At 71.8% G+C, this 20,327-nt stretch carries 21 protein-coding genes; 12 read left to right on the top strand and 9 right to left on the bottom strand.

Features of this window, described 5'->3' with window-relative positions:
• Positions 1 to 9: 9 nt before the first annotated feature.
• From IQ210_RS28210 to IQ210_RS28200, 3 genes are all read left to right on the top strand, one after another.
• Positions 10 to 1,251 carry an MFS transporter gene (locus IQ210_RS28210; protein ID WP_194081966.1) on the top strand — a complete coding sequence of 414 codons (1,242 nt, stop codon included), beginning with the start codon at positions 10 to 12 and terminating at the stop codon, positions 1,249 to 1,251.
• Positions 1,252 to 1,344: 93 nt separating this feature from the next.
• Positions 1,345 to 1,788 (top strand): hypothetical protein, encoded by a 444-nt coding sequence (locus IQ210_RS28205; RefSeq protein WP_194081965.1) that lies wholly within the window; start codon positions 1,345 to 1,347, stop codon positions 1,786 to 1,788.
• A 154-nt stretch (positions 1,789 to 1,942) separates the two neighbouring features.
• Complete coding sequence (locus IQ210_RS28200) at positions 1,943 to 2,644, top strand: hypothetical protein (protein WP_194081964.1); 702 nt, start codon at positions 1,943 to 1,945, stop codon at positions 2,642 to 2,644.
• 32 nt (positions 2,645 to 2,676) lie between these two features.
• Here IQ210_RS28200 and IQ210_RS28195 read toward each other — a convergent pair whose 3' ends face one another.
• On the bottom strand, positions 2,677 to 3,657 hold the full coding sequence (locus IQ210_RS28195; protein ID WP_194081963.1) for a tetratricopeptide repeat protein: 981 nt from the start codon (positions 3,655 to 3,657) through the stop codon (positions 2,677 to 2,679).
• Between the two features lie 89 nt (positions 3,658 to 3,746).
• Here IQ210_RS28195 and IQ210_RS28190 point away from each other — a divergent pair, with 89 nt between their 5' ends.
• From IQ210_RS28190 to IQ210_RS28170, 5 genes are all read left to right on the top strand, one after another.
• Positions 3,747 to 4,565, top strand: coding sequence for an IclR family transcriptional regulator (locus IQ210_RS28190; protein WP_322656884.1), 819 nt, complete (start codon positions 3,747 to 3,749; stop codon positions 4,563 to 4,565).
• A gap of 73 nt (positions 4,566 to 4,638) precedes the next feature.
• Positions 4,639 to 5,625 (top strand): PDR/VanB family oxidoreductase, encoded by a 987-nt coding sequence (locus IQ210_RS28185; RefSeq protein WP_407699728.1) that lies wholly within the window; start codon positions 4,639 to 4,641, stop codon positions 5,623 to 5,625.
• Between the two features lie 32 nt (positions 5,626 to 5,657).
• Positions 5,658 to 6,851, top strand: a complete 1,194-nt coding sequence (locus IQ210_RS28180; protein ID WP_194081962.1) for a cytochrome P450 — start codon at positions 5,658 to 5,660, stop codon at positions 6,849 to 6,851.
• Positions 6,852 to 6,952: 101 nt separating this feature from the next.
• Positions 6,953 to 7,198, top strand: a complete 246-nt coding sequence (locus IQ210_RS28175) for a DUF5133 domain-containing protein (protein ID WP_194081961.1) — start codon at positions 6,953 to 6,955, stop codon at positions 7,196 to 7,198.
• Between the two features lie 113 nt (positions 7,199 to 7,311).
• A complete protein-coding gene (locus IQ210_RS28170; RefSeq protein WP_194081960.1) occupies positions 7,312 to 8,001 on the top strand; it encodes an NADPH-dependent F420 reductase in 690 nt (229 codons plus the stop codon).
• 20 nt (positions 8,002 to 8,021) lie between these two features.
• Here the strand turns inward: IQ210_RS28170 and IQ210_RS28165 are convergent, their stop codons facing one another.
• From IQ210_RS28165 to IQ210_RS28145, 5 genes are all read right to left on the bottom strand, one after another.
• Positions 8,022 to 8,669 (bottom strand): response regulator transcription factor, encoded by a 648-nt coding sequence (locus IQ210_RS28165; protein WP_194081959.1) that lies wholly within the window; start codon positions 8,667 to 8,669, stop codon positions 8,022 to 8,024.
• A complete protein-coding gene (locus tag IQ210_RS28160) occupies positions 8,666 to 9,928 on the bottom strand; it encodes a sensor histidine kinase (protein ID WP_228048470.1) in 1,263 nt (420 codons plus the stop codon). The genes IQ210_RS28165 and IQ210_RS28160 overlap by 4 nt, the downstream gene beginning before the upstream one ends.
• Before the next feature lie 122 nt (positions 9,929 to 10,050).
• Complete coding sequence (locus IQ210_RS28155) at positions 10,051 to 11,196, bottom strand: ABC transporter substrate-binding protein (RefSeq protein ID WP_194081958.1); 1,146 nt, start codon at positions 11,194 to 11,196, stop codon at positions 10,051 to 10,053.
• A 165-nt stretch (positions 11,197 to 11,361) separates the two neighbouring features.
• Positions 11,362 to 12,573 (bottom strand): GNAT family N-acetyltransferase, encoded by a 1,212-nt coding sequence (locus IQ210_RS28150; RefSeq protein WP_194081957.1) that lies wholly within the window; start codon positions 12,571 to 12,573, stop codon positions 11,362 to 11,364.
• A gap of 123 nt (positions 12,574 to 12,696) precedes the next feature.
• Positions 12,697 to 13,458 (bottom strand): nuclear transport factor 2 family protein, encoded by a 762-nt coding sequence (locus IQ210_RS28145; RefSeq protein ID WP_194081956.1) that lies wholly within the window; start codon positions 13,456 to 13,458, stop codon positions 12,697 to 12,699.
• A gap of 157 nt (positions 13,459 to 13,615) precedes the next feature.
• Between IQ210_RS28145 and IQ210_RS28140 the strand changes: the two genes are divergently transcribed.
• Positions 13,616 to 14,515, top strand: coding sequence for a helix-turn-helix transcriptional regulator (locus IQ210_RS28140; RefSeq protein WP_194081955.1), 900 nt, complete (start codon positions 13,616 to 13,618; stop codon positions 14,513 to 14,515).
• On the opposite strand, the gene IQ210_RS28135 is transcribed toward IQ210_RS28140, so the two are convergent.
• From IQ210_RS28135 to IQ210_RS28125, 3 genes are all read right to left on the bottom strand, one after another.
• Entirely contained in the window at positions 14,509 to 14,961 is a 453-nt protein-coding gene (locus IQ210_RS28135; protein WP_194081954.1) for a hypothetical protein, read from the bottom strand. The genes IQ210_RS28140 and IQ210_RS28135 overlap by 7 nt on opposite strands.
• Positions 14,962 to 15,008: 47 nt before the next feature.
• Positions 15,009 to 15,734, bottom strand: a complete 726-nt coding sequence (locus IQ210_RS28130) for an SDR family NAD(P)-dependent oxidoreductase (protein WP_194081953.1) — start codon at positions 15,732 to 15,734, stop codon at positions 15,009 to 15,011.
• A gap of 249 nt (positions 15,735 to 15,983) precedes the next feature.
• Positions 15,984 to 16,391: a (R)-mandelonitrile lyase gene (locus IQ210_RS28125; RefSeq protein ID WP_194081952.1), complete on the bottom strand. Its 408-nt coding sequence runs from the start codon at positions 16,389 to 16,391 to the stop codon at positions 15,984 to 15,986.
• A gap of 179 nt (positions 16,392 to 16,570) precedes the next feature.
• Between IQ210_RS28125 and IQ210_RS28120 the strand changes: the two genes are divergently transcribed.
• The 3 genes from IQ210_RS28120 to IQ210_RS28110 all read left to right on the top strand — a co-directional run bounded on the left by IQ210_RS28120 (position 16,571) and on the right by IQ210_RS28110 (position 20,293).
• Complete coding sequence (locus IQ210_RS28120) at positions 16,571 to 17,455, top strand: helix-turn-helix transcriptional regulator (protein WP_194081951.1); 885 nt, start codon at positions 16,571 to 16,573, stop codon at positions 17,453 to 17,455.
• Between the two features lie 239 nt (positions 17,456 to 17,694).
• On the top strand, positions 17,695 to 18,255 hold the full coding sequence (locus tag IQ210_RS28115; protein ID WP_194081950.1) for a hypothetical protein: 561 nt from the start codon (positions 17,695 to 17,697) through the stop codon (positions 18,253 to 18,255).
• 148 nt (positions 18,256 to 18,403) lie between these two features.
• Positions 18,404 to 20,293: an ABC transporter ATP-binding protein gene (locus IQ210_RS28110; protein WP_194081949.1), complete on the top strand. Its 1,890-nt coding sequence runs from the start codon at positions 18,404 to 18,406 to the stop codon at positions 20,291 to 20,293.
• Positions 20,294 to 20,327: the final 34 nt, after the last annotated feature.

Here is a 20,327-nt window from a genome sequence, read left to right as displayed (position 1 = left end):
CATCCACCCGTGACCAACACCGCCCCGGACACCGCCGCCGCGATATCGCCGCGGCCCGAGGCACAACGCCGCGTCCTCGCCGTCCTGGTCGGCAGCCAGATCCTCAGCGGGGCGGGGCTCGCGGCCGGTATCACCGTCGGCGCCCTGCTCGCGCAGGACATGCTCGGCTCCACCGACCTCGCCGGCGTGCCCAGCGCCCTGTTCACGGCGGGTTCCGCGCTCGCGGCGGTCGCGGTGGGCCGTATCTCCCAGGCCAGGGACCGCAGACCGGGACTGGCCATCGGATACCTGACGGGGGCCGTCGGCAGCGCGGGCGTCATCGCCGCCGCCGTCGCCGACAGCCCCGTCCTGCTGTTCATCGCCCTGTTCGTCTACGGCGCCGGCACGGCCACCAACCTCCAGGCGAGGTACGCCGGAGCCGACCTCGCGGCCCCCGCGCACCGCGCGCGGGCCGTCTCCACGGTCCTGGTCGCCACCACCCTCGGCGGCGTCGTCGGACCCAACCTCGCCGCCCCCACCGGCCGCCTCGCCGACAGCCTCGGCCTTCCCACCCTGGCCGGACCGTTCCTGCTCTCCGGCACCGCCTACGCGCTGGCCGCCCTCGTCCTCGCCGTCTGGCTGCGCCCCGACCCCCTCCTGCTCGCCCGCGGCCTCGACCTGCGACAGCCGACGCACCCGGCCGCGACGACGACGCGACGGCCGGGGCTGATACCCGGCGCACTGACGATGATCCTCACCCAGCTCGTCATGGTCGCGATCATGACGATGACCCCCGTGCACCTGCACGACCACGGCCACGGCACCGCCGCCTCCGGCCTCGTCATCGGCATCCACGTCGGCGCCATGTATCTGCCCTCACCCCTGACCGGCTGGCTCGTCGACCGGTACGGCCCGACCGTCGTCGCCGTCGCCGCCGGACTCACCCTCCTCGCCGCCGGTGTCACGGCCGCCGCCGCGCCCGGCGACTCCGTCGCCCTGCTCGCCCTGGCCCTCGCCCTGCTCGGACTGGGATGGAACCTCGGCCTCGTCTCCGGCACCGCGATGATCACCGACGCGGTGCCACTGGCCACCCGCGCCAGGACCCAGGGCCTGGTCGACGTCTCCATCGCCATCGCCGGCGCCACCGGAGGCCTGGGCTCCGGCCTCGTCGTGGCCGCCGCGGGCTACCCGGTCCTCGCCCTCACCGGCGGCGTCCTCGCCCTCGCCGTCCTGCCCGCCGTGGTCGCCACCGCGAGCGGCAGCAGCCGCTGACCGGTCCGCCTCCCGTCGGGCGCCGTACCGATTCCCCGGGCGGGCGCAGAATGGACGATGCCCTGCCCGAACCGGCCACGGGGGAGGCCTCAGATGACGGCTGATCCGGTCACGGCAGCGGTCCGACTCGCGGCCGAGCTGATGCTGCTTCCGCAGACCGACCCGGCCCTGGCCCGACGGATCGGTGGGCGCCTGGACGGGTGGGACGTCGACGGTGACGCGTTCCTCGCGCAGACCGAAGGCGTCGTGCTCGCGGCGCTGCTCGCCACACGCAACGAGGCGGGCCCGCCCGGCCCTTGGTGCGCCGCCGCGGCAGCCGGGCTGCGGCAGCGGGACGACCTGCCGCTGTTCGCCGCCCTGCCGTCATCTCTGCCGGACCCGGTGAGGACGCGGATGGTCCAACTGCGGCTGCTGGCCTGCTGCTTGACGCCGCGCTCGGGACACCGCTGGATCAGGCTCTACGACACCGCCTGCGAATTCCTGGAGCGCGCCGCATTGTTGACGGAGGACGCCGAGTCTCCGCTCAGAGGGGAGTGACACGCCCGTCGTGGACTTCGACGCCCCGCTCGGCCGCCGCCGACCTCGGCCTCATCCGCCGCTGACCGGCCCGCAGGAGGGAACCGTGGCCCGGGGCGGGCTCGTGTCCTGGTACGGGTGCCAGGGGAACGGCCAAGGTGCACGGGGGGCGACGATGCAGATCATCGAAGTGACCGGGTATGCCGTCAGATCCGCGGTGATCACCATGCGGCGGCGGGACAAACCGCTCGAGTTCGTGATCTTCCCGATGCTGCACGTCGCCTCGCCGACCTTCTACTCCCAGGTGCGCAGCAGGCTCAAGGAGTGCGACCTCATCGTGCTGGAGGGCATCAGAGGGAAGTCGGCCGGAGTCAGCGCCCTCACCCTCGCCTACCGGTTCGCCCCGCGACGCCGGCGCAACGGCCTGCAGGAGCAGCGCGATGACGTGCTGATCCCGGACTCCGTACCGGTGATCAACCCGGACGTGACCGCGGCGGAGGCGATCGCGGACCTGAAGACCCTGCCGCGGTGGATGTATCTGCTCCTGCTGATCGGGGCTCCCGTGATGGGCCTGGTGTTCGCGCTGCGCGGTCCGCGTGCCTTCCTCGACGAGGACCTGGCGGTCGACGATCTGCCGGCCACGCTGCGGGCGGAATGGCTGGCCGACGATCCCGTCGAGCACGCCATGTGCGACCGGCGTGACGAACGGCTGCTCGCCGCGCTCGGCGAGATCTACGCCGAGCGCGCCGACGAGCCGATCAGGGTGGCCGTCGTCTACGGCGCCGGCCATGTCCCGGCGATCGTGGCGGGCCTGATGGAACGTCACGGCTACCGCCCCCGCGAGGCACAGTGGCTCACCGTCATGATCCCGGCATAGGGCGTCGGACGGGCCGTTGCGCGGTCCGGTGATCAGGCCTGGCGCGTAGTCCGCCGCGCCTCTGCCACCAGCTCGCGAGGCAGTCCCTCCGTCGCGCACGCGTAGTCGATCAGCAGGTTGCGGTAGCCGGGGTTCGGGACCTGCGGCGCCACAGCGATCAGCGCCCGGAGATCGTCGGACGAGCCGGACGAGCGTGTGCGATAAGCGGCGGCCGCGGCGCGGAGGGAGGCCTCGCCGGGCGCGTGGGCCAGGCCCTGCTCGGCCTGTGCGGCGGCCCCGGCGAAGTCGCCTTGCTCGGCACGTACGTCGGCGAGGTCGAGATGGACCGACCAGTTGTCGGGCTCCAGGGCCAGGGCCCGTTCGAAGGCGGTCGCGGCCTGGTCCAGCCGGCCCATCACCCGCCAGGTGGCCGCTCGCGCGACCTCGGTCCACATGGCGGGTTCGACGGCGCGGTCGCACACGGCGAAGGCCAGGTCGTAGCGGCCGCAGGCCCGCGGCAGTCGCGCCATGGAGGCCAGGGACTCCGGTACGGGACTGCGCTCGGAGACGACGTCGATGGCCCGGAACCAGGGGGTGAACCGCTCACGCATGGCGTCGGAGTCCAGGTCGTGGCCGTAGTCCAACGTCCGCAGACACGCCTCCGCCATCGCCTCGGCACGCACCGCACCGAGCAGCCGGGCATCGCCGAACCACGGGGCGGCGCCCCACGCCACGTCGGGCCGCGCGCCGGTGGCCGAGCCGAGGGCCATCACCGCGTCGTCCATCTCCCCGTCGAGGAAGAAGAAGTACGCCTGCGCCACGACAGCGCCCAGGGAGGCGTCCCGCCGGAGGTCCTCTTCCAGCTCCGAGCGCCGGTCCCGCCACAGCTCGGCGAGGGCCGCGTACGGCTCCGGGGCGTCCGGCGCCGAGGCGATCGCGCCCACCAGAAACCGCACGGCACCGGCCGGGCTTCCGCCGCAGTGCGCCATCACACCGGCGAGCGTGACACCCGCCGCCACTGACTTGTTCGACATCAGCAGAGAATATCCAGGCCCCGAGGCCGGGTGGCACGTCGCCCCGGCCGAGGACTTGACGTACCGGAGAACGCTTCGATGATGGCCGGGTGAGGACACGGAACGGCGAGTCGGTGCTGGCGAGGGCCGTGCGGATCTTCGAGGCGTTCACGCCGGAGGAGCCCGCCCTGACCGTCTCGGACATCTCCCGGCGCACGGGATTGCATGTGGCGACCGCGTCGCGACTGGTGGCCGAGCTGGTCTCGTACGGCTTCCTGACCCGGGACGCCGACCGCCGGGTCCGGGTCGGGATGCGGCTGTGGGAGCTGGCCACCCGCGCCTCGCCCTCCCTGTCGCTGCGCAACGCCGCGATGCCGTTCATGGAGGGCGTGCACGACGTCGTCGGCCACCATGTGCAGCTCGGCGTGCTGGACGGCGACGAGGTGCTGTTCCTGGAACGGTTGTCGGCGCCGGGCGCGGTGATCAACTACACGCGCATCGCGGGCCGGTTGCCGCTGCACGTCTCCTCCAGCGGACTGGTCCTCCTCGCCCACGGCCCCGCCGAACTGCGCCGGCGCGTGCTCGACGAACCCCTGCGCCGCTACACCCCGGACACCCCCGCGACGGCCGCACGGCTGCGGGCGGTGCTGGCCGAGGTGCGCCGGCAGGGGTTCGCGTACTGCCCCGGATACGTCCACCCGGACGCTCTGGCCGCCGCCGCGCCGGTGCGGGACGCGAGCGGTGAGGTGGTGGCCGCGCTCGCGGTGATCGTCCCGAACGAGCCCGGGGCTACGTCGGTGGTGCCGGTGGTGCGCACGGCGGCCCGCGGCCTCTCCCGCGCGCTGGGCGCCCCTGACGCCGGCCGGCCGCGGCAACGCGCCGGCGATGCCGAAGCCGTATGTCTCGGAAGGAAGTTCGTCTCTCACTGATTGAGAATGCCGTCGCGACGGCGGGTCCACGCCCCGCATCCTGCCTGGCAAGCCAGAGACGGGAGGCGACGACGTGGTCGCGAAGAGTGTCGAACGGCCGGTGCCGAGAAGCGCGGCGAACGCGGCGACCCTGACGGTCGCCGGCAAGGAGGACGTCGCCGAGGGCGTCGTGTCCCTCACCCTCGCCCACCCGGACCGCGCCCGGCTGCCGGACTGGACCCCCGGCTCCCACATCGACCTGATCCTGCCGGACGGGACGACCCGGCAGTACTCGCTGTGCGGCGACCGCTGGGACGCCCACACCTACCGCATCGCCGTCCTGCGGGAGCCCGCGGGGCGCGGCGGATCGGCGTACGTCCACGACGAGTTGAGGCCGGGGGACCGCGTCGGCGTCGGCGGCCCCCGCAACCACTTCCCCCTCGTCCCGTCGCACACGTACCTGTTCATCGCGGGCGGCATCGGCATCACCCCGCTGCTGCCCATGGTCCACCAGGCCGAACTGCTGGGCGCCAACTGGCAGTTGCTGTACGGCGGACGCACGCGCTCGTCGATGGCGTTCCGCGAGGAACTGACCGGCGGCCACGGCGACCGGGTCCACCTCGTACCCCAGGACGAACGGGGGCTGCTGGACCTGACGGCCTGGCTGGGTGAGCCGCGCCCCGACACCAAGGTCTACTGCTGCGGCCCCGCCCCGCTGCTCACCGCCGTGGAAGCGGCCTGCGCCCACTGGCCGCCGTACGCCCTGCGCACCGAGCGCTTCACCGCCGCCCCGCGGACCGCGCCCGTACGGAACACGCCCTTCGAGGTCGAACTGCGCCGCACGGGACGCACCGTCACCGTCACCCCGGAGGTCTCCGTGCTGGAGGCGGCGCGCCGCGCCGGAGCGGACGTGCTGTCCTCCTGCGAGCAGGGCACCTGCGGCACCTGCCTGACCCCGGTGCTGGCGGGCCGGCCCGATCACCGGGACTCGATCCTCACCGACCACGAACGGGCCGCGGACGACTGCATGTTCCCCTGCGTGTCCCGCTCCCGCGACGACCGCCTCGTCCTCGACCTCTGAGCCCCCTCCGACCCACCCACCCAGGAGCCGCCATGACCGAGGCACTGGAGCGTGCCCTCGTGCCGCCCGTCAGTGACGCCGACCCGTTCGCCCACGACGTACTCCTCGACCCCGAACCGCTGCACCAGGCCCTGCGCGAAGCCGGTCCGGTCGTGTACCTCTCCCGCTACGACGTCCGTGCGCTGGCCCGCTACGAGCAGGTGCACGCGGCCCTGGTCAACTGGCAGCACTTCGAGTCGGGTTCGGGGGTGGGCCTGGCCAACTTCCGGTACGAGGAGACATGGCGGCCGCCGAGCCTGCTGCTGGAGGCCGATCCGCCGCTGCACGACGCCCCGCGCCGGGTGCTGCGCGAGATCCTCGCTCCGCCCGCGCTGCACCGCCTGCGCGCGAGCTGGTATGCGCTGGCCGAGGCGCTGGTCGACCAAGTCCTCGACGGCGGGCGGGAGTTCGACGGCTTCTCGGCGCTGGCGGAGGCCTTCCCGCTGCGGGCCTTCCCGGACGCGGTGGGCCTCGGTCCCGGCGGGCGCGAGAACCTGCTGCCGTACGGCAACATGGCCTTCAACTCCTTCGGCCCGCGCAACGACCTGGTCGCCGCCGACGCGGACCGGGTGGCCGGGCTGTCGGCGTGGGTGAACGCCCAGTGCGCGCGGGAGGCGCTCGGCGAGGACGGCTTCGGCGCACGCATCTGGGCGGCCGCCGACCGCGGCGAACTGACGTATGAGCAGGCGCCGTTGGTGGTGCGCTCCCTGCTCACCGCCGGGGTCGACACCACCGTGCACGGCCTGGCAGCCTGCCTGTACGCCCTCGCCACCCACCCCGTGGAGTGGCAACGGCTGCGCGACCGCCCGGAGTCGGTGCGCGTCGCCTTCGACGAGGCGGTGCGCTGGCAGTCACCGGTGCAGACCTTCTTCCGCACCGCCACCGCCGACATCACCATGGCCGGCACCGTCGTCCCCGAAGGCACGAAGATCCTCATGTTCCTCGGCGCGGCCAACCGCGACCCCGACCGCTTCGACCTCACCCGCGACCCGTCCGGCCACGTCGGCTTCGGCATGGGCATCCATCAGTGCGTCGGCCAGCACGTGGCCCGCCTGGAGGCCGAGGCACTGCTGACCGCCCTGGCCCGCCGCGTCGACCACCTCGAACTCGCCGGCCCGCCGCAGCGTCACCCCAACAACACCCTGCGCTCATGGACGTCCCTGCCGCTGCGCGTCCGGCCCGCCTGATCAGGCGTGGAATCTTCACGGCGGGGCACTCGGGGTCTGTCGGGCGGCACTGGGTGCCGAGCGGCGGTGTCAGAGGGCATCCGGCGAACAGGGGACTCGTGATGATTCTTCCGGCTGAGAGAGAACTGCGTACCGCGCTGGCACGGTTCGCCGAGGCCCGCATCGAGTACGACGCGTCGGGCGGCAGGCGGTGCGGCCGTGCGCTGGAGGACGCCACGTACACCCTCTGCGTGCTGACCGGCGCCCGCACCCCCGACGAGGCCCTGGCCGCGGCGGACGCGCTGCTGCGGCGGTACTGCGCGCACACCAAGAGCGCCACGCACGAGGACAAGACACTGGCGGCATGACGGCGGAGTGACTCGCCCGGCGGATTGGAATACCCGACGCCCCGGTCTAGGTTCATGCCGGGGAGCTGGACGCACCATCGTCGTCCCGCCACGTCGCGGAAGGACCGATCCTCATGCGTTACGCCGTTCTCGGCACCGGCATCGTCGGCCGTACGATCGCCGCCAAGCTCGCGTCCCTCGGTCATGAGGTGGTCATCGGCACCCGCGATCCGCAGGCCACCCTCGCCCGCACCGACCGCGACGCTATGGGCAACCCGCCGTTCGCCGTCTGGCATGCCGACCACACCGACGTACAGCTCAAGCCGTTCGCCGAGGCCGCCGCCCTCGGCGAGACGGTCGTCAACACCACCGCCGGTACCGCCGCCCTGACGGCCCTGGACGCCGCGGGCAGCGCGAACCTGGCGGGCAAGGTGGTCATCGACGTTGCTAACCCGCTGGACTTCTCCGCCGGCGTGCCGCCCACGCTCGACCCCGTCAACACCGACAGCCTCGGCGAGCAGATCCAGCGCGCCTTTCCCGAGGCGAAGGTCGTCAAGACCCTCAACACCATGAACTGCCTGGTCATGGTCGAGCCCACGCGCGTCGCCGGGGCACACAACGTGTTCGTCTCCGGTGAGGACACCGGCGCCAAGAAGCACGTCACCGAGCTGCTGGCCTCCTTCGGCTGGCCCGAGGGCAGCGTCATCGACCTCGGCGGCATCGAGACCGCCCGCGGCACCGAGATGCTGCTGCCGATCTGGCTGCGCCTGATGGGCACGCTCGGCCACGCCGACTTCAACTTCCACATCCAGGGCGCCCGTTAGACAAGGCCGCGCCCCGTCCGTCAGGTGAGTTCCAGCAGCCCGCGACGCACCGCTTCGGACACCGCGGCCGCTCTGTTGTCCACGCCGAACTTGCGGTAGATCCGGATCAGGTGGGTCTTGATCGTCGCCTCGCTCAGATGCAGGGACAGCGCGATGGAGCGGTTGCTGTGCCCGTCGGCCATCAGCCGGACGACCTCCGTCTCACGCTGTGTCAGTTCGGCGGCGGGGTTGACGACCTGCCCGACCAGATGGCCGACCAACTCGGCCGCCAGCCCGATCCCGCCCGCACCGGCGCTGCGCACGGCACGGAAGAGTTCGTCGGGCGGACCGGCCTTGAGGACGTAACCGCGGGCCCCGGCCTCCAACGCCCGTACGACGTCGGCGCGTCCGGAATAGCTGGTGAGCATCACCACCGGCAGCGCCGGCGCCGCCGAGGCGAGTCGCCGTACCGCTTCCACGCCGTCGATGCCGCCGTCACCGTGGGCGAAGCGAAGGTCCATCAGGACGACGTCCGGGCTCAGTTCGAGCGCGAGCCGGACGGCCTGTTCACCGCTGTGCGCCTCCGCGACGACGTCGAGATCGGGGGCGCCTTCCAGCAGGGCCCGTAGTCCCGCGCGGACGACCGCGTGGTCGTCGGCGATCAGCAGCCGCAGCGGGGAGGGTGTCATCGGGGGACCGCCGAGGTGAGCGGCTGGGCCGTGGCGGCGGCCGGGCGGCGACGGGTGGGCACGGTGGCGCGGACCCGGGTGCCGCAGCCAGGCCGGCTCTCTACGGCGAGGTCACCGCCGCGCTCCCGCAGCCGGGCGCGGGCCGAGGGCAGACCGAGACCGCGGCCGGAGCGGGACGGCGTGCCGGTGTCGGCCGGGGCGAAGCCGACACCGTCGTCCCGCACGTCCAGCTCGACGTGGTCCGGATGATGGCGCAGCGTCACCAGCAGCCGACTGGCATGGGCGTGTTCGCGGGCGTTCGCGACCATGCTGTGCGCCACGCGGAACATGGCGGTCGCGGTCTCCTCGTCCAGCTCGGGAGGCTGGCTGCCCACGGTGCGGAACTCCACGTCGGCCGCTGCTCCCTCCAACTGGGCGCGGGCGCACAGCAGCCGCAGCGAGTCCTCGAGGCCGGCCTGGGTGACCGGGGCCGGGGTGAGGTCCCGGATGATCCGCCGGGTTTCACCGAGGCCGACGTCCAGGCCCTCGACGACCGCCCGCACCCGGGTGTGCGCCACGTCGGGTCGCTCGGTCCAGTCCCGCTCGGCCGCCCGCAGCAGCATCAGGCTGCCGGACAGCTCCTGGGCGAGCGTGTCGTGCAGGTCCCGGGCGATACGCGCGCGTTCCTCCAGGACACCCGTGCGGTGTCGCTCCTCGGCCAGCGAGTCCCGGGTGCTGCGCAACTCCTCCACCAGCCGCTGCCGCTCCGCGAGGGTGTGTTGCAGCGTCCGGTACAGAGCGACGGTGCCCCAGACCGCGGCGACCGGGATGAGGACCAGCTCCGGGTCGAATCCCCCCGCGTCATGACTGAGCCGGCCGAGCAGAACGGCGGTGATCGCCAGGACGGCGACCGCGACCGACCTGGGGCCGAGCGTGCGCAGCGCCACGACGGCCAGCGGCAGGGCGCACCACACGTACGAGCCCGTGAAGGGCGGCGGGGCGAGCAGGACGAGGGCCGCCCACAACCCGATGAGCAGGGCGGCCCAGAGCGCGCGCCCTCGCGCGCCGAGCACGGTCCACGACGCCAGGCCGACGGCGTACGTCGCCGCGAGCAGCCCGCTGATCGTCACGATCTCCCAGCACAGCGGGATGTTCAGACGGATCAGTCGGATCAGCGCGACCCCGACGACGAGGAAGAACACCAGGTGCGGCAGCTGCCGCGCGGCGACATGACTGAGGCGGCCCGACATGTGAGCGGGCACGGCGTCCAGGTCGGACAACGGCTAACCCCCTGGACGAATGATCCATCGGGACAGGGAGGCCGAGTTTATCCGTTGCTTGTAGGGCTGATGTGAAGAGCGGTGCCGCCCGCCCACGAGGTGGGGGCGGCACCGCCCTTGCGTCAGGCCCCGGGGTGAAGGCCGAGCCAGCCGGGCGTGGGGTCGCCCTTCACCTCGCCGAAGTACAGGGCGAAGGTCTGCTTCCAGCGCTCCACTTCGGCGCGGTCGGCCATGAAACGGGGGAAGCCGTCCAGATGGGCCTCGGGGTACTCCCAGATCGGCTTCAACCCGGCCAGGGGCGTGACGTCGGTGCGCACCGACCAGCCGTTGAAGGAGTTCTTCTGCCAGTCGGTCGACAGCTGCCAGTTGAGGAACAGCTTGGCGGCCGCCGTGTTCCTGGCCTCCTTGAGGATGGCCATGCGCTGGCCCCAGCCCATGAACGGGTGCCCGTCCGTGATCACGAAGCGCGCGGGGGACGACGTGGAGGGCACCGCCGAGCCCGCGGTGCCGATGCCGATCGCCTTCTGCCCGGAGAAGACGGCGTCACCGGGGGAGTTGCTGCCGCGGGCGAACCGCACGTCCTGGGCGGCGAGCTTGGCGACCCACTCCCAGCCGTACTGGCGGGCGTAGAGGCTGTAGAGGTAGAGGACGGCGTCGTCGTCGTGCGGGTACGACGAGGCGATCTTGCCCTTCCACTTCGGGTCCACCAGGTCGAGCGGGCTGCGCGGTGCGTCGGAGCCGACCGCGGCGGTGCCGTACAGGAAGCTGAAGGCGATCGCGCCGGTCGCCACCCACGCGCCCTGGGGGTCCTTGAAGGCGTCGTACACCTCCGAGAAGCCGGACGGCTTGTAGTGCAGCAGCCGGCCCTGCTCCTTCCAGCGGACGAAGTCCTGCAGCGTCTGCAGCTGTACGACGTCGGGGACGAGGGTGTCGGTGGCGAACTGGTTGTCCACCCGGACGTCGTGGTACTTGCTGTAGTCGACGACGAGCGTCAGGTCGATGTCGGGGAAGCGGGCCTTGAACCCGGCCTTGGTGCCGTCCTGCTGGGTCGGGGTGTCGCCGCCCGCGTAGACGACGAGCTTCCCGCCCTCGGCCAGAGCGGCTCGGTACAACTCGTCCAGCGTCCGGGTCTCCTCGGGCCCGGTCCGGTTCCGGGACGCGGTGGGACTGGCCGCCGCCGGGACCGCCGAGGTGCCGAACACGCCCGCGCCGAGGGCGGCGCCGGCGCCGACGGTCAGGACGCGCCGTCTGCTGGGAAGAGTGGACATGCGAAGGAGACCTCTCTGGTTGGGGGGCGGGAGCCCGGGCGCCGCGGGCCATGGTCAGTCTGCTGCCGCCGGCCCGGGTTCCGCGTCGTCTGTACGGAGAGAGGAGAGGTCTGGGGGGTGGAAGCCTCGTTCAACCGTTCGGTTGAACGAGGGCGTCGGCGCCGGTCAGAACCAGTGCAGGCAGTGCGGGAGTCGGTCACCGCGGAACAGGGCGTCGGCGAGCGGGGCCGCGTCCGGGTGGTGGGCCCGGATGTGTCCGGCACGCACGAGGGTGCTCGGGGCGGTGCCGCCGAGGTAGACCGAGCCCAGATCGCGGATGTCCAGGGAGAGGTCGGGTGCCCGGTCCGTCGGGACGCAGTCCGCCTTGCCCTCGGAGACGGTCAGCAGCCAGCGGCCCCGCTCCGCGAGGAACGGGTCCTCGACGTCGAGGACGAGCTCGCCGTCCGTGAACCAGCCGCGCGCCGTCAGCGCACGCGGGACGTCCAGCAGGCGTACCCACAGCCAGTCCATGTCGCCGCCGACCTCGCCGGCCCGGAAGTCCGTGAGCTGCCAGCGCAGCGGATGCTGGGGCGGGACGTGCCGGAACACCACCTTCTCCACCAGGTCGTGGCCGAGCAGGAACCGGGCCAGGGCGGTGAAGGCGGCGCTGTCCGTGGTGATGGTCTCGTCGACCGTCAGGATCTGGTGCTCGCCGATCGAGTAGCTGGCGTACCCGTCCGGGACGCCGTCGGCGTCGCGGTGGACGGCGATATAGCGCGACGCCGGTGAGATCGGGGACTGTCCGGCGCGCAGGGCCCACCAGCGGTGCGGGCGGGACAGCGCGCCGGGCTGGGCGCGGCGATACCGGTCGTAGACCTCTTCCAGGAGCTCGCCGCACCCGTCGCGCCGCAGCACCTCGACCGAGCCGGTGTCGGTCGCCGTGCCTGCGCGGGGAGCGGTGAGCTCCGCCTGCCGGCGCGGCACCGTCAGCCGCCCCGTGTAGGTGGCGGGCCCGTAGCCGAACCTGCCGTAGATCGTGGCCTCGGAGGCCAGCAGCACCGACAGGAACTCCCCGCGGGCCCGGAACTCGGCGAGCTGATGCCGCATCATCGCGCTGAGCACGCCCTGGCGCCGGTGCGAGGGCAGCACGCCGACGGCGGTGACACCCGGGGCCGAGGCCAAGGTCGCACCGGGCAGGGTGAGTTCGAAGGCGTGCGAGGCGGCGGTGCCCACGGGCCGCCCGTCCGCCGTCAGGGCGAGCAGACAGCGGTCCGTCTCGAGCGCCGACCACCACAGCCCGCCGCCGTCGACCGGGGTCTCGGGGAAGCGCCCGAAGGCGGCATGGACGGTGTCGACGAAGACCTCCAGGTCCTCGTCGGTCGTGGAACGTATCTCCATTGCTGCCGCCGCCTCCTTGAAGTGCACGGCACCACGAAGCGTGGTGCCGTGCACAGTGCAGCGACGTCGCGTGCCGGGATCAAGCGAATTACGGCCGGCCGCAGCGGAACCGACCCTTTGACGTCAGAACAGGCCGTTGGAGTGCGGGAGTTCGGCGGGAACGGGGGCGATGACGTCCCAGTGCTCCACGATCTTGCCGCCCTGGACGCGGAAGAGGTCGTAGTAGGCGACAGGGACGCCGAACTCGCCCTCGGACTGGAGCAGGACGAAGTCGCCCTCGGCGATGGCCCGGTGGACGGTCTTGTAGACCAGGTTCTTGCCCTGCTCGGCCCACTTCGCGGCGGCGGCCCCGAAGCCGTCGAGGCCGTCGGCCGCTTCCGGGTTGTGCTGGTGGTACGTCTCGGTCGAGATGTAGTCGGTCAGTACGGAGTAGTCGGCACCCTTGAGGACCTTCTCGGCGAACTCCAGGACCAGGGCGCGGTTGGCCTCGGTCCTGTCCGGGTCGGCCGGCTCGGTGGGGCCGTCGGTCTGGGAACGGCCGGAGGCGGTGTCCTCGACCAGCGGGGTCAGCGCGTCCCAGTGCTCGGCGAGCTTGCCCTCGGCGTCGACGCGGAAGATGTCGAAGGCGACCAGCGGGTCGGGACCGAAGCCGTGGTAGGTGCCGTGCAGGGCGACCAGGTCGCCGTCGGTGATCACCCGGGCGCCCTCGTAGCGGAAGCCCTCAGGCAGGCCGGCGACCAGCTGCCGCAGGGCCTCGGGCCCGTCGGCGGCCAGGGCGCTGTGCTGGCGGTAGTCGGCGGCGACCCAGCGGTCCACGGCGCTCGGGTCCCGCTGTCCGAACAGCTCGGCGGCGGCGGTCAGGACGGTGTTCGTGGCGTTGCTCATGACGGTTCTCCTTGCGAGGTCCGGTCTTGGGGGGAGGTTCCTGCCCAGCGGCTCCCTCTCCCTTACCGCTTTCCGACATCAGCACGACGGCGATCGAGCTGACCCCTCCAAGCTAGGGCCGGTGAACAGGCTGGATCGGATACGCTGGCGACTAGTGATGGTCAAAAACCGACACGATGCCGAGCGCGGCATCCCGGAGGTCTCCTTCTCCGCGCCCGCCGGAACCCCGGCCGGCGTCGAAGTGCTGTCCCTGGCCGACCTGCGCCACCGGGTCCCCGCCGAGCGGCTCGCCGTACCCCAGCGACCGGACTTCCACCACCTGACCACCCTCAGCGCCGGGTCCCTGCGGCACACGGTCGACTTCACCGGCCACGCCCTCGACCCCGGCTCCTGGCTGTGGGTACGCCCCGGCCAGGTCCAGCAGTGGGGCGACCTCACCCACGCCGAGGGCACCCTGATCCTGTTCCGGCAGGACTTCCTCGACCCCGCGACCACCGCCGGGGCCCGCGTGGAGGACCCGCACGCCCCGGTCCTGCGCCGCCCCCTGCCCGAGGACGCGGCGGCCCTACGGCTGGCCGCCGACCACCTCACCACCGAGTTCCACGCCCTCGGACACCTGCCCCTGGAGATCCACACCGCGGCCCTACGGCATCTGCTCGCGGTCCTCGTCCTGCGGCTGGCCCACCTCACCGCGCCCGCCGGAAGCCCGGCACCCGCGCCCGACACCACCTACCTGCGCTTCCGCGACGCCGTGGAACAGGACTTCGCCCGCACCCGCCGGGTCGAGGACTACGCCGAGGCGCTGGGCTACTCGCCCCGCACCCTCTCCCGCGCCACGCTCGCCGCGGCCGGCCTCGGCGCCAAGGAGTTCATCGACCGCCGCGTCGTCCTGGAGGCCAAGCGCCTCCTGGCCCACAGCGACCACAGCGCGGCCCGCATCGCCGACCGCCTCGGCTTCTCCAGCGCGACCCACTTCAGCAAGTACTTCCATCACCGCACCGGCCAGACGCCGATCGCCTTCCGTGTCGTGGTCCGCGGCCACACCGCACATCACTGATCATCAGGGTCCGCCTGCCGGGCCAGGAACTCCTCGAACGCCGCCTTCTGTTGGGGGTCCATGAACCCTTGCCGGACAGTGCGGGCCTTCTCCTGGAGCCAATACGCCTCCTCGGGGTCGAGGAGCTCGGCGACCACCACCCCGTCGCGGGCGACCGCCGTACGTCCTCCGACACGACGACGAAAAAGCGTGAACGGGCCGAACTCCGCAGGATGGGCCGGCTCCGGCTCTTCCCGGTCACCACCCCCGGGGTACGCCTCGGGTGCCCATTGCTCCCAGAGCGCCAGCGTGGCGGCAGGCACCAGCACCGCCCGTTCCGCCTCTTCCCGCCCCTCCCACAGAAACGTCACAGTGACCGGCTCACCCACCACCTCGGCCAGCCCGAGCACCCGCTCCATCTCATCGCCGTCCGGGTACCCCACCACCACATCGATCTCGATCCCCATGCTGCGCGAGGCTACTGGCCGCTACTGACACGCGGGCCCGGAGCAGTTCACAGCGTGGTGCCCGTCTCCTTGGCGAGTGCATCCAGGAGGCGGTCCTGGAACGCCTCGTCGTGGACGGCAGTGTGCGGCTGCACGCGTTCGCGGTGGTACCAGTAGCCGCCCGTGGTCAGGGCCTCGGGGTCATCGGCGGTGGCGAGCCACTCCTGGGTTCGATGGCCGAGTTCCAGGTCGTCCGGTGCGCTGGGGCCGCCCATCCTGGTCGGTACCCAGCCCGGGTCGACGGCGTTGCTCACCACGTCCGGGCGCAGCCGGGCCACCGCGGCGGCGAGTGTCGTGACGAACAGTTTGCTGTCGGAGTACGACCCCGCCCTCCGGCCCGACCAGTCGACCCCGTCGAGCGAGGGCCGCCCGCCGAAGTGCGAGTTGCTGCTCAGGTACACCAGGCGGCGCGGGCCGGGCAGCAGCGCCGTCAGCAGGTACGGCGCGATGATGTTGACCGGCATGACCGCGGGCCCGCTCCACACACCCGCGTTGTGGATGACCGCGTCGAGCGGCTCCGCGTCGTTCAGCTCGGCCGCGATCCGCCGTACGGCGTCACGTTCGGTGAAGTCGCCCACGACGGCGTGCGCCCCGCGGTCGATCAGCGGCGCGAGGCCCGCGAGGCGCTTCTCGTTCCGGGCGTGCACCACCACCTCGTGCCCCGCGGACAACAGCGCATCCGCCGCGGCGCGTCCCAGGCCGTCGCCGGACCCGGTCACCAGGACCCGGCTCACGAGCCCACCACCCCCGCGTCCTGCCGGTCGACGTGTGCCTCGTGGGAAAGCCGTGTGACTGTTCCTCGCATGGAGGTGTCTCCTTCCGTTCCGGCCCAGCGGGCGTGCTCCGCGCCCGCTCAGGCTACGAAGACCTGCTTCGCCACCGCGACCGCGGTCATGGCCTTGGGCCAGCCGGTGTAGAAGGCGAGGTGGGTGACCGCCTCGATGAGTTCGAACAGGACGTCGTCAGTGAGTTCGACCGTCCGGTCAGCGGCTGCGGGGGCGGCTGTACTGCTCGTCGGTGACCGGTTCGTTCCAGACGACCTCCTCACCGCCGTCGCGCTTCACCTCCCACAGCGCGATGTGCTCCATGAAGCGGTCGGGGGCGGCGCCGTGCCAGTGCTCCTCGCCCGGCGGGCAGGAGACGGTCTCGCCGGGGTGGGCCTCGAGGACCGTGCCGTCGCGGGTGCCGACCAGGGCGATGCCGGAGACAATGTGCAGGGTCTGGCCCAGGGCGTGGATGTGCCAGTGCGTGCGGGCGCCGGGGGAGAAGCGGACCAGGTTCGCGTTCATCCGGGACGGCTCCCGGCCCGCGTAGAGCTGGTCGAACCAGACGTCGCCGGTGAACCAGTCCGCGGGTGCCTTGTTGGTGGCCTGCTGAGCGACGAGTTCCATGATGCCTTTCGGGGACGTACGGGATGGTCGGACAGCTCGGGCGGCAGCCGGTCTGCCGCTGCCCGCCCAGGTACTGCCAGATCCAGGAGACCTCTGCTCAGGGTGCTGAGGAAGGGCCTGCCGTGACAGGTACCGACAGGACCCCTCACCCGTCGGCGACCCGATTTAGCCTGGAAGGCGTGAGTACCGAGAGCGACATCCGAGAGTTCCTGGCCTCGCGCCGCGCCAAGATCACCCCTCAGCAAGCCGGCCTGCCCGCGTACGGCGGCAACCGGCGGGTGCCCGGGCTGCGCCGCGAGGAAGTCGCCCTGCTTGCCGGCGTCAGCATCGACTACTACGTCCGCCTGGAGCGCGGGCGCCTCGCCGGGGCCTCGGAAGAGGTCCTCAACTCCATCGCGAACGCCCTCCAGCTCGACGAAGCCGAACGCGCCCACCTCTACGACCTCGCCCGCGCCGCCGCCAAACGCCCTGCCCGGCGCAGGCCGGCCCGGGGCGCTCTGCCCGACAGCGTCCTGCGTGTCCTGGAGTCCATGACCGACTCCCCGGCCTTCATCCGCAACGGCCGTACGGACATCCTCGCCATCAATCAGCTCGGACGCGCCCTGTACTCACCGATGTATGCCGACAGCAGCGTGAAGACGGTCAACATCGCCCGCTTCCAGTTCCTGGATCCGCGCGCGCGTGACTTCTTTCCCGAGTGGGACCAGTCCGTGAACGCCACGGTCGCCCTGCTGCGTACGGAGGCGGGCCGCGCCCCGCACGACCGCGAGCTGACCGGCCTCGTCGGTGAACTCGTCACCCGCAGCGAGGAGTTCCGCACCGCCTGGGCCAAACACAACGTCCGCCTGCACCACACCGGCCGCAAGGCCGTCAGGCACCCCGCGGTCGGCGTCCTCAACCTCGACTTCGACGCCATGGAACTCCCGGCCCTGCCCGGCCTCACCCTCACCGCCCTGAGCGCCGCACCCGGCACCCCCGAAGACGACGCCCTACGCCTCCTGGCGACATGGTCCGCCACGCAAAACGCCGAGACCCCTGACCAGCCGTCCCACCACGTCGACTGAGCGGTGGGGGACACTGCGAGGGGATGGCACCTGCATGGGCATGAACCGGCGTCACCACAGGCGCAGGAAGCTCCGGACGTCGTCGTAGCTCTCCCGTCCCGGACACGGTCCGCACAGCGCGGCAGGGCACCCTGGGTGACCACGCGGGCAGGGGGAAACCAGGTCGGTGCTGATCTCTGGACACGCGCGGGTGCATGTGTGTTCGATGTGGGCGGTCGGCCTGAGGGAGGGCAGCTGGCATGGTGGATGAGCCGGTGTTGGTGCGTGTCGTCGTTGCCGAGGTCGGGGAGGGGCTGGCGGGGGTCCTTGTCGGGGTGGCCGCGGACGTGGTGATCCTCTGCACCCTGGATGACCTGGGGCTCAGCGGTACCACCGGGCGTATTCAGGTCATCGGCGTCACCTGTATGGCGGTGCTCTGGGCCGTCAACTTCCTCGTCACGCGACCGCGTCAGCTGCGGGCGTTCAAGTCCGCGGTCCCGGTTGCAGACGTGTCCGTCCTGGACCGGCCTGCGGAGCAGACGCGCCAACTGCTGCGCGGCCGCTTTCGCATGGCGGCGTTCATCGCCGTGACCACGCTGGCAGGCGCGTATCTGCTGCACTTCCCGCTCTTCGGACTGCAATTCCAGCTCATGCTGGCCTTCGGCCTGGTGCACACACGGCGGACCGCGATCTGGTGGGAGCGGCGGCACCGCGTCCATCTCTGGAAACCGGCGCTTTCGGCCGTAGGGCGCGAGAACTACCGCCGCTCCCCCTACTACGCGACGCCGGCAGTGGGCAGTTCTCTCGTCAACACCGCCTGACAGGGCCCCCTTCGGAAACTCGACGCTCTCAATACCGGCCGGTCACCCATGTACCAGCGTGTCCGGTTCTCGCCGGTCCGCGGTAAATGCCTGGACTGAGTCCCTCCCCTGACGGGACACTTCCGACTTCGAAACCACCGGGAGCGTGATGGGGACAACAGACACACAAGGACCGACGCCGGGCAGGAGCGCGGTCGTTCTGGCACTGCGCCGCTACGGCAGGGAGTTGATGCGACTACGACGACTGGCCCTGCCCGCGCTGCTGCTGCCGGCGCTCGGCAACATCGGCACCCGCTACGTCGCCCCTCTGCTGATCGCCAAGCTGGCAGGGCAGGCCTCCGACGACGGCGGTCTCACCCTCGCCTCGGCGTTGCCGTACGTCATCGGCTTCGGCGGGGCGCTGCTGCTCGCCGAGGTCGTGTGGCGGATCGGGCAGCACTGCCTGAACCGCGTGGACGCCCTCGGCATGGAGCACCTGTACGTCAGCGGCATGGACGAACTCCTCGCCAAGGACGCGGCGTTCTTCCACGACAACTTCGCCGGCTCCCTGACCAAGAGGGTGCTGAGCTTCGGCAAGCGCTTCGAGGACTTCGTCGACACGGTGACGTACCGGATCGTGGGCAGCCTCGTCCCGCTGGTGTTCGGTGCCGTGGTGCTGTGGAGCTACGAACCGATGCTCGTCGTCGGCCTGTTCGTGATGATCGGGCTGACCGTGGTGGCCGCGACGCCGCTGATCCGGCGTCGGCAGAGGCTCGTCAACGACCGTGAGGCGGCGATCGCGCGGGTCTCCGGCCATGTCGCCGACAGCCTGATGAACATGGAGACCATTCGGGCGTTCGCCGCCGAGCGGCGGGAGGCCGACGAACACCGCAGCCGGGTCGCCGACTCGCGGCGCCTGACGTTGCGGTCGTGGGACTACGGCAATCTGCGCGTCGACACCCTGATCGCCCCGATGTCCGTGCTGACCAACGTGCTGGGCCTGTTGGTCGCGATCGCCTTCGGCGGCCCGGGCCAGGGCGTGGAGGAGGTCGTCGTCGCCTTCACGTACTACTCCAACGCGACCCAGATCATGTTCGAGTTCAACCAGATCTACCGGCGCCTGGAAAGCTCGATGACCGAGGCCGCGCAGTTCACGGAACTGCTGCTGGACCCGCCCACGGTGCTCGACCCGGCGGAACCCGAGCCGCTCGCACCGTGGGACACCGGCATCCGCTTCGAGGCGGTGACCTTCGCCCACGCGGGCGCCAAGCCGATCTTCCGGGGACTCGACCTGGACGTGCCCGCGGGCGCCCGGATCGGTCTGGTCGGCAGGTCCGGCGGCGGCAAGACCACCCTCACCCGGCTCCTGCTGCGCATGTCCGACATCGACGACGGACGCATCGTGATCGGCGGCCAGGACATCAGCCGGCTCCGCCAGACCGACCTGCGCTCACTGATCGCGTACGTCCCGCAGGAACCCGCCATGTTCCACCGCAGCCTGCGCGACAACATCGCCTTCGCCCGGCCCGGCGCCACCGACGAGGAGATCCACGCGGCGGCCGCGGCCGCGCACGTCACGGAGTTCGCCGAGCAACTCCCCGACGGCTTCGGCACCTTGGTGGGGGAGCGGGGAGTGAAGCTCTCGGGCGGCCAGCGTCAGCGCGTCGCCCTCGCCAGGGCCATCCTGCGCGACGCCCCGATCCTGCTGCTCGACGAGGCGACCAGCGCACTGGACTCGGAGAGCGAGATCCTCGTCCAGGACGCGCTGTGGCGGTTGATGGACGGTCGTACGGCCCTGGTCGTCGCCCATCGTCTGAGCACCGTCGCCGGCATGGACCGTCTCGTCGTCCTCGATCGCGGAACCGTCGTCGAGCAGGGCTCCCACGAGGAACTGCTCGCGACGAACGGCGCCTACGCCAAGCTGTGGCAGCACCAGTCGGGCGGCTTCCTCGGCGAGAGCGAGGAATCGGACCCGGAACCGGCGATCCCGGAAGCGGGCCTCGACGGGCTCCCGGGACCGGCCGGCCCACCGCACGCCCGCACGAGCGCCCGCTCCTGAGGCCGACTCGTCCCGTTTCTGGCCTCCCCCGGGC

Source organism: Streptomyces justiciae (assembly GCF_015163075.1).
Classification (GTDB): Bacteria; Actinomycetota; Actinomycetes; order Streptomycetales; family Streptomycetaceae; genus Streptomyces; species Streptomyces justiciae.
The sequence above is the reverse complement of the archived record's forward strand: the minus strand, read 5'-3'. Positions and strand labels throughout refer to the sequence as shown.